Source organism: Empedobacter sp. EJD.6dd, assembly GCF_057369435.1.
Genome location: NZ_CM170667.1, coordinates 351099 through 364749, shown reverse-complemented (window position 1 = coordinate 364749; position 13651 = coordinate 351099). Strand labels below are relative to the sequence as shown.

The 13651-nt window shown below is 28.7% G+C and carries 7 protein-coding genes; 3 read left to right on the top strand and 4 right to left on the bottom strand.

What is annotated here, in order from left to right; translation table 11 throughout:
* Positions 1 to 132 precede the first annotated feature (132 nt).
* Positions 133 to 1815, bottom strand: coding sequence for a helix-turn-helix domain-containing protein (locus tag AC2I98_RS01700; RefSeq protein ID WP_486412907.1), 1683 nt, complete (start codon positions 1813 to 1815; stop codon positions 133 to 135).
* A 1868-nt stretch (positions 1816 to 3683) separates the two neighbouring features.
* Here AC2I98_RS01700 and AC2I98_RS01695 point away from each other — a divergent pair.
* Genes AC2I98_RS01695 through AC2I98_RS01685 form a run of 3 tightly spaced genes read left to right on the top strand, consistent with a single transcriptional unit; the run spans position 3684 to position 5762 of the window.
* Positions 3684 to 3893, top strand: a complete 210-nt coding sequence (locus AC2I98_RS01695) for a hypothetical protein (RefSeq protein WP_225542526.1) — start codon at positions 3684 to 3686, stop codon at positions 3891 to 3893.
* Between the two features lie 54 nt (positions 3894 to 3947).
* A complete protein-coding gene (locus tag AC2I98_RS01690) occupies positions 3948 to 5438 on the top strand; it encodes a MauE/DoxX family redox-associated membrane protein (RefSeq protein ID WP_486412906.1) in 1491 nt (496 codons plus the stop codon).
* Positions 5439 to 5486: 48 nt separating this feature from the next.
* Positions 5487 to 5762, top strand: coding sequence for a DUF6520 family protein (locus AC2I98_RS01685; protein ID WP_286483514.1), 276 nt, complete (start codon positions 5487 to 5489; stop codon positions 5760 to 5762).
* A 33-nt stretch (positions 5763 to 5795) separates the two neighbouring features.
* Here the strand turns inward: AC2I98_RS01685 and AC2I98_RS01680 are convergent, their stop codons facing one another.
* From AC2I98_RS01680 to AC2I98_RS01670, 3 genes are read right to left on the bottom strand one after another with little or no spacing between them, the layout of a single operon-like run.
* The gene (locus tag AC2I98_RS01680; protein ID WP_286483515.1) at positions 5796 to 8207 is read right to left on the bottom strand and encodes an alpha/beta hydrolase family protein; all 2412 of its coding nucleotides are present in this window, start codon (positions 8205 to 8207) and stop codon (positions 5796 to 5798) included.
* Positions 8194 to 9558 carry a RagB/SusD family nutrient uptake outer membrane protein gene (locus AC2I98_RS01675; RefSeq protein ID WP_486412905.1) on the bottom strand — a complete coding sequence of 455 codons (1365 nt, stop codon included), beginning with the start codon at positions 9556 to 9558 and terminating at the stop codon, positions 8194 to 8196. The genes AC2I98_RS01680 and AC2I98_RS01675 overlap by 14 nt, the downstream gene beginning before the upstream one ends.
* 11 nt (positions 9559 to 9569) lie before the next feature.
* Entirely contained in the window at positions 9570 to 12569 is a 3000-nt protein-coding gene (locus tag AC2I98_RS01670; protein ID WP_486412904.1) for a SusC/RagA family TonB-linked outer membrane protein, read from the bottom strand.
* Between the last annotated feature and the right edge of the window lie 1082 nt (positions 12570 to 13651).

Below are 13651 nucleotides of genomic sequence, written 5' to 3'. Positions count from 1 at the left end.
TTTTTTAAATTTTAAATTAAACATTGATCTCCATTGCGCAATGGTTTTGTAAAGTTGCAACAGCAATATGTTTAAAGCAATAGCTAAGTCTTTTTTAGCACCTGTATGTCAATAAATTACATTAATAAACCATTATATACTCTCGTTATTTTTTTGTTTTTGAATTTTTATAAAATCTAAAGGTCGTAAACCTGTTTCACTGTAAAATACATTTGAAAATTGTCTTGGATTCATATAACCTACTATTTCTCCTAATGCCCCTACACTATAATTAAGGTATTGTGGCTGTTCTTGCAATAAATCAGTAATAAATTTTATTCTCAACCGATTGATGTACGATGAAAAATTAATTCCTTTGTACTGATTTACACATTTTGATAAATAAGTGGTATTCGTTGAAAAAGATTTTGCTAAACTTACCACTGTTATATTAGGGTTTAAAAATTCTTTATTTTGTTCAAATTCTTCAAATTTTAACAATAAACTTTCAAATGCCTCTTTGTTCAATTCATCTTCATTTTTAATCGATGGTTTCCGTTCTTTATAACTTGATTGAGTAGATTCTTCAATAAACAGATTGTATTTTTCGATTAAATATTTATTTTTATTTCTCGTTTTTACAATTCCTACGATCAATACTATAATTCCAGTAAAGGACGTAGCTAATACGTAATATAATTTTTGAGACTTATTCAATATTTTTTCCTTTAATTTAAGTAATTGCACTGTGTCGTATTCTTTGTACACAACTTGTATCATTTCTGCATCTAACTTATAATTTAACTCATCCATTTTTAGTAATTGATTGACTATATATAGCTGCCTACTCGTATCAGAAGCTGCTAATGCCTCATCTAAAATGTTTTCGTATATCGATCTGTATTTAATATCTAAGAAGTTGAATTCATTGAAAATACTATCTATTTTGTTAAAATATAATATTTTATGTTGTTGATTATTCAATTTATCAAATCCCTTTGCTTTGTAGTAATAGATTTTGGTTAGTGTATTAAAATCATTCGTTTTTATTAAAATATCTTCTTTAGTCGATAATATATGAATAGCCGTCTCAAATTGATCATTTAAAAACTCATCAATTGCTTTATTTATTGTAAAGTATCTGTAGAAAAATTCGTTGTTTTCAATTTTGCTTTTATTTAATCCTAATTGATTAAATTCTTTCGCTTTTGCTTTGTTACCAACTTCTTGATGGAGACATGCTAATTGATATATTGTATTTAATAAATAGGCTTGGTAATCTTTGTTCTCTGGTTTTGTTTTAAAAAAGGTTTTACATTTAAGTAACAATTCTTCTGCTTGGTTATATTGATGTAATTTTATTTTTATCATCGCCATGTTAAACGTTACTTTATGTAATAAATACTGGTCTTTTGAATATTTTAACTCCTGATCAGCATTTAAGTAATTTTGCAACGCGTCTCTATAATATTTTGCTTTGTAATAGGCTAATCCTTTTGATAATAAAGCTGATGCAACTAATTCTTTGTTTTTTAATTTTCGTGCAATAATTATTGCACTATCTGCATATTCTAATTGAATATTTAATTCCTTTGAAAAAAAGATTCCTTCTTTATAGGCGTAAAACAAATTTAGCTTATCCTTTTCTTTTTTAGCATTTCTTATATACGCTTGCACATATAGCATCGCATTTGGATGATTTTTTTCTTGTATTAATGCATCCAATCTTTCGATTAAATAAGTATTATCTTTTGAGGCTAAAGAATCAATTTGATGACCCTTTGATATAAATGGTAGTAGTAAGAGTATGCATGTGTAAATTACAACTCTTTTCATGATATAGATCTATTGATTACTACTAAAATACTTTATTTTAAATATTAAATCGTTTATTAAGTACTTAATCGTTTAAAAGTGTATAATTTATAAATTATACATTCTTTTTATAAAATATACCTGTTGTAATCTTTATTGTTCTATGAATTTCTTTAGTTTTGAGTGTCTTTGAGTATATAAGTCTAATCGATTACTTCAAAGAAACTTAAATGATGAATAAAGAAGAGAAGTAAAACTTCTCTTTTTTATTACCTCAACTTTATTGCCACTCTACTGCCACTATGTTGCCTTCATCTTGCCTTCATCTTGCCTTGATGTTGGGAGTATGTGGTAATGTGGTAATGTGGTAATGTGGTAATGTGGTAATGTGGTAATGTGGTAATGTGGTAATGTGGTAATGTGGTAATGTGGTAATGTGGTAATGTGGTAATGTGGTAATGTGGTAATGTGGTAAGCAAAATTAAAATTTTGAAATAAGGTTTGTTTGTTTTTTCTTATTAATTTCTTCGTTCTCTTTCGTGATGGATTTTGTGATTCTGGGGTTGTCGAAGAATCTCTTCTTTTTTAATTTTTTTATTCATGAACTATATTATTTTATGAATATTGAATTCATATGCCCTTCGGGGAAGTTTTGACACAAAAACATTTGAAATTAAAAGGAGGAGCCACTGTGTGGCTCAGGTAATACTTATTTCTTACTTTCATTTTTTATTCATTACTTTTCTATTTTTATTATTTGTATTCATATGCCCTTCGGGTAAGAGCATCCAAAAAAACATTTGAGATTAAGAGGAGGAGTCACGGTGTGGCTCAGGTAATACTTATTTCTTACTTTCATTTTTTTATTCATTACTTATCTATTTTTATTGTCGGTATTCATTTGCCCTTCGGGGAAACTCATCTAAAAAAACGAAACAAAAAAAGATGCCGACAGTAGATTCTCAATGATTCAACTTGCTATATTATTTCCATAAAGTTGGCAACTCGCTTCGCTCAAACACTCCAACTTTTTTATTTCAATAATTTCGAGTTGAATTACATTTTGATTCTAAATCGTCGGATTTTTAATTCATTTTTCAATATTCAAATTCACTTTTAACAATGGATTTTGTCATTCATTATTATCGTCTAAGTCTTCGATACAACGTTTTGTAAACGCCACTTTGACTGACGATAATAAGAAGCTGAAATGAATTCAGCTTGACGATTTATTTAGATTCATTCTGGGTTTGACGAAGAATCTTATTTTCATTTTTATTCATGAGTTATTATTGTTTTTAAATGAATTCATATGCCCTACGAGAAAGTCTTGACACAAAAACATTTGAAATTAAAAGGAGGAGTCACGGTGTGGCTCAGGTAATACTTATTTCTTACTTTCATTTTTTTATTCACTACTTATCTATTTTTATTGTCGGTATTCATATGCCCTTCGGGGAACAGACTAAAAAGTAACCAAAAAGTCAAGGCCGTAAACCTCTCTACTAAAAATATTGTCATTTCTCTAAAGATTTTAAAAACCCTACGGGCTAAAACCTTTTTAACGCTCCATTCAAACATTTTCTTAACGTGAGAGTTTTAATGCCAGTTCTTTATTCTTTTTCTATATTCAAATTCACTTTTAACAATGGTTTTGTCATTCGTTATCATCGTCTAAGTCTTCGATACAGCGTTTTGAGAACGCCACTCTGACTGACGATATGAGAAACTGAAATGAATTCAGCTTGACAGTTTTTTCTGTTTTCTTAAAAACTTGAAGTGTATGAATTTATAAATTAGACATGCATTTTATGTTTTTGACGCATTGACATACCTCCTATTTATTATGCTAAACCTAATTTCGATACAAACTTTAAAAATAATAAACTATGAAATCTATTTATTTAATCGTACTTGGGTGTTTTGTATTCAATAGCTGTATAGAAGATGAAAATATTCTTATTGAAACCCCGATTCGTTCAGAACGTATTACTATTACTTCTTCTAAAGATAGTATTAAGGATAGCATCCCTTTTAAAAACGACCCACCTCGTGATAAAGATCCCTATACGAGAACTATTGATGAAGATGAAAACTGATATTAAATGTTAGATGTTAAAAAGCTATTTTTTATGAATTAAAACTTCTAAAAGATGAGAAAAATTGCACCGTTTATACAAACATTCATCTGCTACCTATTTATTATTTTGTTTATTTACGCAGCAGTGAGTAAACTGATGGATTTTGAGAATTTTCAAATTCAATTGGCACAATCACCATTACTAAGTGCATACGCAGGATTTATTTCTTACGCCGTAATTATTGTAGAAATTGTAATTGTATTATTGCTTTGTATCAAGCGAACACAACAAATTGGGTTGTATGCTTCTTATGGTTTGATGCTCGCGTTTACAGTTTATATCTATCTGATTATTAATTACAGTGATTTTGTCCCATGTTCTTGTGGTGGAATTTTAGAAAAGCTTGGCTGGACAGAGCATTTGATTTTCAATATTATTTTTGTTGGATTAGCTGTAATTGCTATTTACTTGGAGGAATCAGCAATTTATCAAAAAATTAAACGAAAACTATTCGTTACTTTCTTTGCTATTTCGATTGTTTCAATTGGAAGTGTCATTATTCTATTTCTTACATCTGAACACATCATCAAACAAGAAAATAATTTTACCAGAAGGTATTTACAGCATCCAATTATCGAAGAAAAAGCGATTGATTTAGGTGCTAATTCTTACTATTTTGCAGGTTTTGAAAACAATACGCTATATTTAGGAAATCACACATCTCATTTAATCATTACGAGTATTGATAGGGATCTTACTAAAATTGATATGCAAGCTATAAAATTAGATCAATTAGATTTTAATTTCAGATCTATTAGTCTTAAAGTATTTCAAGACGAATTTTATATTTATGATGGTAGTGTCCCAGTTATATTTAAAGGACGTTTACCTAATTACCATGCTAAATTAATTAGTTTAGGCACAGCTTACTTTTCTCAACTTATTCCATTAGGAAACAATCATTTTGCAATGAGAACACACAGTAATAAATTGAATTATCAAGTTTTAGGTTTAATTCATTTAGACACAGATGAAGTTAAATTAAAAAACAATATTCTTGAAAAACAAATTGATGGTGTATTTGATATAGATGGTCAACTCAACCATGATCCAATCAATAAAAAGATCATATACAATTACTACTACCGTAACCAATTTATTGTAATGAATGAAAACTTAGAAATACAGCATCGATTAAGTACTATAGATACCATACAAAAAGTACATATCAAATTAACTACATTAAAAGATGGAACAAAAAAAATGAGTGCGCCTCCTCTATTAGTGAATAAAAATATGAATACGTATCAAAACATCTTGTTTAACGAATCAAACTTAATGGGAAAATATGAATCCCAACAATTATGGAAGCAAGCATCAGTTATTGATATGTATCAAACTGATCGAAACCATTATATTGGTAGCTTTTATGTCCATCATCGACAAAATAAAAAGATATCAAATTTTCTGGTAACCGATACTCATTTTTATGCATTAATAGGTAATGAATTGGTTGGTTATAGAATGGCGCCTACTGTAACTAAACAATTCAAAATAGAGTAAACCGAAAATCTATTTTAAAAAGAGTAGGTAAATAAAAAACACATTAAAATGAAAAATTTTAAACAAATCATTTTACCAGCTGTCATTGTATTAATGGGAACTGGTGCTGCTTTTGCCACAAACAAAGCGAAGAAAGTTGGATGGGATCCAGGCGATCCTATATATCGAATTGATAATAATCAGAATTGTGTACTAGTAACAGAGAATCAAGACTGTACAACTGATGTTGGTACGATATGTACAACTTCAATGTCAGAAGAATTATTTGGAAAAAATAATGTGAATGACACAAGTTGTCCTATTATTTTATATAAAAATCATTAGATATTGATGGAAGGGGAATACTCCCCTTCCTTTTTATTTTAAATAAGAATTGAACCATTCTAAAGCCATATCCCTTAATACTCGTTTATTTTTCTCCTTTTTAATAACGTGATTTTCATCTGTAAATAATATTAATTTAGCTGGTTTATCTAATCTTTTTAAAGATAAAAACATTTCCAACGAATTATTCCAATCTACATGATTATCATTTTTCCCCGCCCATAATAACAAAGGTGTATTTACTTTATCAGAAAAATGAATTGGACTTTGATTAAAATACCTCATTTTATCATCATAAAAAGATGATTTCATTCGTATTTGATTATCCTCTAACATCGAAAATCGAGGCATATTAAACGAATTATTTATAGAATTATAAAATGATATTAAATTACTAATTCCTGATCCTGAAACCGCTGCTTTAAAATTTGAATCATTACCGACAATAAAATTAGTCAAATAACCGCCAAATGATATACCTATAATTCCTAATTTATTAGAATCAACAGATTTTAAATTTTCTTTAAAATAATCTATGTATTTATTCAATGAGTTTACAGCCGATATTGCAGGGATACCGTCAATAAAATGAAGATCTGGCAAAAACACCATATACCCATTATTTAATAGATGTAATAAATTAAGCCCGTTATCATCTCCATAATTATGATATAGAAAATTATTGTATAAATACGATTGTTTATCATATATATGAAATACGGTCGGATATATCTTTTCTGGGTTATAATTTTTTGGGAAATATAAAATTCCTTTAAAAGTTACCCCTGATGAATCTTTAAATGAAACGAATAATGGCTTTTTTAATTCATAATTATTTTCTTCATTTTTATAAATTACCTTTATATTTTTACTCTTCAACGTATATTTTTGAATAGAAGGGTATATCAAATTGTCTTCGACTATATTATAGAATCCTTTTGAATAAGGTAATAAATTATAATTTTTCATCTCACTATCAAGCACATTTATTAAACTATAATTTTGTAATTTAAAGATTGTTGATCCTACATCTCTATAACCGACTAAATACACATTTTTATCTATATCAATCATTCTATCAGCATTGTAAAATCGATCTTCTAGTGCTATTTTATTATAATCATCTTTATCGAATTTATAAAGAATCTTATTTTTATTTAAGTCAATAATAAACGCTTTATTTCGATGAATAATCAAAACGCTCATTTTATCTGATAACCAGTAAGGCTTAATTAAACTTTGATCGTTTCTGTATTTATCCTCTTCTTCAAATACAAGATTACCTTGAGTAAGGTTAAACGATTTCCTTTGATCTACATCGTAACAATACCAATCTTTATCTTTAAAATATAGAAATTTCCTGCTGTATGGAGATAAAACAATAGAGTTAGGTAATAATTCGAATTTTTCAATAATCAATTCTTTTTCATTTCTTATAAAATCATAGATATAGATATCCGCTTCTTTATAGTATTTAGAATACGTAAACCATTTATCCTTATCTAATCCTAAAAAATAATGTTGATTCTTGGCATACATTGAATTAACATGGTCAAAATTTGGAATTTCCACAAGTTTATTCTTAACGCTATTAAAAACAAAGGTTGATTCTGAAGTATTCGTTAATGTTTCTTTTTTAGATAAATCCGTATAAAGTAGTTTTTCACTCGAATCCCATAGTTCATAATCTGGTTTTATATTTTGAGTATTTTCTACTTTATTATTGGTTTTTATTACTAAAACTGAATCACTGATTGAATTAATGTATTTAATACTTTTAGAAAAATCATCCATTTGTATTACTCTATTTCTATTTATTAAATTTATAATTAAATGATTAGTGTTTGTAGAAATTGTTAAAAATCCATTGATATCCTTCATCGTAGCCATTGAATCATAAGATGTAATACTATCGATTTGTTTTTTTTCTAAATTATAGTATTTTAAGTCTATTAACTTGTTGTTAGGATGTTTTTCGGTAAAATATAGACCATTAAATATTGCTGGTTTTATAATCGCATTTTCTGCTATTAGATTAGTGAGGATATTTAATTTATAGTCCATTATTACATATTCATTATTATCTTTTAGCTTGCCTATTAATCTTTTCTTAAACAAATACAATTCTTGATATCCCACTAGTTCTACTCCATCGCTATCAAAATTTTCGTAATATATATAAGTTCCATTTATATCAATAATGAAAGATTCGTTTTCTAATATAATTGTTTTATCCTTATTTATATTATCAAAACATTTATTCTTTTTAGAATTAGATATACACAAATCGAATTGATTCGCAGTAACATTCTTTCTATAATAAAACAGATTATCACCCTTATTGTCAGTGTGATGGAGGAAATATTTGTATTGTTCTAAATTTTGAGAAAATGTCATTACAGGTACTAATAATAATACTATTAATATGTTTTTAATAACCATCATTTTGAGGATTTAGATTAGGATTCAATAAAATTTCATTTTCAGGAATAGGAAAAAAAGCGTGATGTTTCTTATAATTAGGTTTTATATTTTGGAGTAATCCTAATTTATCTGTTCTTTTCAGGTCTAATAATCTGGTTCCAAACTCAGCAAACAGTTCAAATTTTCGCTCTTTTAAAATAGATAAATAAATGTCCTCGTCATTTTTAATAGAAACTAAACCTGCACGTGTTCTTATCAAGTTCAAATCATTCAGACTTTCCTCTGTTCTATTTAAATTAAAATAAGCTTCAGATCTTATTAAAAAAACTTCAGATAATCTGAATATTATTAACGATTCTATCCTATTGGTTGTAGTTGACCTTTGTTTATATTTATAGGGGTAATACTGTGTTATCGTACCATTTGTTACAGTATTCATCCATTTTGTTTTTCTTAAATCGTTGTTTTCAAACTCATTCACAAACTCGTTATTTAAGATAACTGTTGTTGATGGATACGATGATGGTATAAAAACTTGTGCTATAAAAGTATTTCCATTAATTGTTGATGCATCCAAACTCCATAGACAACTACTACTAGCAATATTAAATTCTGAATCTAAATTTAGATTTAGTTTGAAATCACCTGAATTAATAATCTTACTAGAATACAACAATGCTTTATCCCATTGTTTATTTAGCAAATAATATTTTGAGAACACCATATAGTTACTATATCTATTTATTCTCGATTTATCTTTTAATACAGGTAACTTATCAAAATAAGATTCTCCTAATTTTAAATCACTTTCAATAAAATCATTAATTTGAGATTGATTATTTTTTTTAATTAGTTTGTTCACTTTATAATCGGAAGATTTTACATAAGGAATTTCATTAAAAAGCTGATTTAAATTGAGGTATATTAAAGCACGTAAAGTATAAGCTTCTCCCAAGAATTGTTCTTTATTTTTTGTAGAAATCGTTTGACTTAGTTGAATATTCTCTATAAAAAAATTAATCATGTATAATTGTTCATAGCTTTTACTCCATAAGTAAGAAAAAGAGGTATTTCGAGAATTATGTGTCAATGAATTTATTTGTTGCAAATTGAAATCTGTCGATACATTATTCAATTCATCAGCATAAAGCCCTAAAACTATTGTTCCTCCTTTCATTTGACCAGAGAACAAACCATTATCTCTAAGATTACCATAAATATTTAATAATGCAGCTTGGGCTGTTTCATCGCTATTGTATACTACTGCACTTGTTAATTGATTGTTTGGAAGATCAACCTCCAATAAATTTTCACAGCTATTTAAAATAGGATTGAGTAAAAAAATATATAAAATGATATTTAAATTTTTCATAACAAATAGATTTAAAAAGTTAATTTGGTTCCAATAGAAATTGATTTTAAAGGAGGTAGAAATCCTATATTTAAAAATTCAGGATCATAACCAAAATAATTAGTATATGTAAAAAGATTGGTTCCCGTAGCATATATATTAAGTTGTAACTTATTACTTAGAGAAAGTTGATAATTGACTGTTATATTTTTAAGTCTTATGTAAGATGCATCAGTAATAGCTTGGTCACTTTCTTTATAAAAACCAAATGCACTCAAAGCCTCTGAGCGGTTTCCACTTGTATAGGCTTGATATTTTGCTGTTCGATTATCGGTAGACCAACTATCTAAGAACTCTACAGGTAAATTTAAATTATGTCCATATAAACCACTGTTACTAATAAAATTATAATTCAACCCCTTATAAAACTGAAATAAGAAGCTTAAAGACAGATTCTTATATGTTATGGTATTATTTAATCCACCATAAAATTTTGGTTGCAAATCAACAATCCCCTTTTTATCCCCTATTGAAGATATGGCTCCATCTGAATTATAATCTTTAAAAGTAAATAAACCTGTATTTTGATCTATTCCTGTGTAGGTATATACTTTCTTGATATAGGTAGACGATCCTATAATATAACTATTGGCATAGGTTGAACTTTCTAAATCTGGAAATTCGATTAGTTTGTTTTTTGGAAATGTTATATTAAAGTTTGTAGACCATTTGAATTTATTTTTGTGAATCAAATTAGAGTTCAATTCTATTTCTAGACCGCTATTTCTAACCTTAGCATTCAAATTATCTTGAATTGTATTAAATCCTGTTGTATAAGGAAGAGGTATGCCCACCAATTGATTCTTAGACAAATTAGTATACCAAGACAAGGAGAAGTTTAGTTTATTGTTTAGAAATGATACATCTAAAGCTGTCTCAAATTTTGTTGTTTTTTCCCAACTAAAATCAGGGTTATATAATCTGGTTGGAGCAAGTCCTAAGCTTCCATTATAAACCGCATTACGCAAAGTATACGTATCTAAGAACTGATAGTTGCCAATATTATCACTACCAGTAGTACCATAACTTGTTCTGATTTTACCGAAATTAATCCAATTGATATTTTTTATAAAATTTTCTTTCGAAAAAATCCAAGCTGCACCAACTGCACCAAAATTAGCAAACCTGTTATTGGGTCCAAATCGACTTGATCCGTCACGACGACCAGTTATATTTAGAAAAAGTTTATCTGAATAATTAATATTAAAACGTCCGAAATAAGCCAAATATTTGTATTCAGTTATACTATGATTGGATATTTTTTGGACATTGGCGGCAGAAATATTTTTCAGTACATCATTGGATAAGAAATCATTCCCATTCATGTCCAATGTTTCTCCATTTTGATTCTGATAACTCATTCCTACTAATCCGTCCATTTTAATTGTTTTTAACTCAGCTTTATATCTTAACTGAGGTTCAATAACATAGGATTCTAAATCATAGTTACTTAAGTAAAGTGAGGAATATTTACTACTAGATCCAGATGTTGAATTTGGGTTATAAATCGTATTAGGTTGTATTTTTTTTTCATTATTTATCGATTTATTAAATCCGAATTGATTCACAAAATCCAAATTACCTAATAAATTAACAGTCATTTGAATGGAAGAGTTTAAGGATTCTATTTTCGATAAATATTCGGCATTTAGATTTGCTAATGGATTTGTAAATGTTCCATTTTCCCAATTTAGGCTTCCATCATCATTGTATAATTTTGGAGCATTTGGAGAAAGCGTATATGCTGTTCTGGCCAAATCATTTAATGGTAAATTATTGTAATACACTCCATATAAAGTTTGTCCTATAAGTTGAAATTTACGATTAGTTGATTGGTGATTAATATTTAATAATACTGTAGATTTTTTATATCGAAAATTACCTGGATATACACTTGTTTCTTCTCTATGATTGGTTTGAAGCATAAAAGATGTATTATCGTTTCCGCCAGAGATACCTAATGTATTTTGATTTGTAAAAGCATTACCACCTATTAACTCTTTTTGCCAGTCCGTATTACGTGTTTGATCCCATGTTCCATTTATATCATACGCATTAGTGGGATATATAGAAATGCCATCATTTGCAAATGCTTTATATCTCATTTCTAAATATTGAGCACTATTCATCATCTCCAATTTATTAATCAATTTACCTATTGACATAGAAGATTCTACATGTGCTCTAATTCCTCCTTTAGATGTTTTTTTTGTTGTAATTAATATTACGCCGTTTGCACCTCGCGAACCATAAATAGCTGTTGCATCGGCATCTTTTAAGACTTCTACACTTTCAATATCACTTGTACTAATTGTATTCAAAGGATTAATACTTGCTCCAGACAGTATAGTTCCACTTAAAGAGCTATTAATAGATGATGCTATTGGTACACCATCTACAATATAAAGTGGTTCGTTTCCCTCTCGTCTTAGACTATTTCGTCCACGTATCTGAATGTCATAACCTCCACCTGCATTTCCAGAGTTTTGTACGATACTCACGCCAGCCATCCGTCCTTGTATAGCAGAAAGTACATTATTCACAGGTTGATTCTCAATTTCTTTAGCCGTTACACGTGCAATTGACCCCGTTCGTTCTTTGTCTTTTACGGAATAGTACCCTGCATTTATTACCACATCTTTCAGCTGAATTCCCTCCTCCTCTTTTGTAAAACTTACATTGATCACGCTTCTATTCAATACCTCTTCTTCTCGAATAGGGAAATCCAATTGCTCAAAAATTAGTTTAGCATTATCCTGTTGTAAAGTCAACGAATACTGTCCATTATCATCGGTAAAAGTGGAATTATCGGTACCCTCCTCTTTTACCATTACGCCCACTAGCGGGACTTGAAGTTCTTTTACCGTTCCAGTCACGGTTTTACCTGTTTGTGCTAACAATGGTGTTGCACAAAACAATCCCAATAATACAGCAAATGACTGCCTACTGAGTTTGAAGTAAAATTTTTTCATAATTTTACATAAGTTTTTTAATTCAACATTTGTTTTAAAAGCCACTCCTTTTCCTGTACATCGCGCCAACTTTGTTTTGGGGAAAGGAGGTTTTTTATTTTTTACGTTATACGTTTTACACTTAAGGTTTTACGTCATTATTCTTATTAATATTCTAATTCATTTTTTACCAACGAATTTTAGAGTCGACATACGATTTGCAGACGAGTTTCAATCCATTGAAACAAGCGTAAAAAAGATTAGTGAGCGTATGCGAATCATTTAATCTTTTTAGTGCGTGAGATGGTAATTGAACGTCGAAAATCGCCGTCTTGACTTTTTTGGTTCGTTTTGTGTCAAGACAAAAATGAACGTAAAGTACTTTATATCAATTTTTTATTCATAGCTTATCTATTTTAATTACCGGTATTCATATGCCCTTCGGGGAAAAGAGCAAAAAAGTAATCAAAAAACTCTTGTCTTTGATTTTCGACGGTCAAAATAAGTTTCAGCCATTCAATATTTTAAATCATTTGCTACGCAAACAGTAAAACATTTTAACCATTTACTTCAACTTTTTGACACTCGCCTCCAAATCATATGACGTTTTCTTCATTCTTTTTCAATACTCAAATACATTATCACTTTTAATACGGGCACTGAGGCACTCGAAGTGCAGAATATCTTCCTTTCATTTTTTTATTCATTACTTATCTATTTTTATTGTCGGTATTCATATGCCCTTCGGGGAAGCTCATCCAAAAAAACGAAACAAAAAAAAGATGCCGACAGTAGTCTCTCAATGATTCAACTAAATAAATTATTTCCATAAAGTTGGCAACTCGCTCCACTCACACACTCCAACTTTTTTATTCCAATAATTTAGAGTTGAATTGCATTTCGATTCTAAATCGTCGGATATTTAATTCTTTTTTCAATACGCAAATCCACTTTTAACAACAAATTTCAAAACCGTCATTGCTGAAAAGTCGAGTGTCAATTGGGCGTAAAGAGCGTTAAAAATGATTTACTGTTCGCATTTCATATGCGAATGATTTAAAGCATTTAGCGAGTAGCCGTTATTGACCGACTTGTAAGCACAG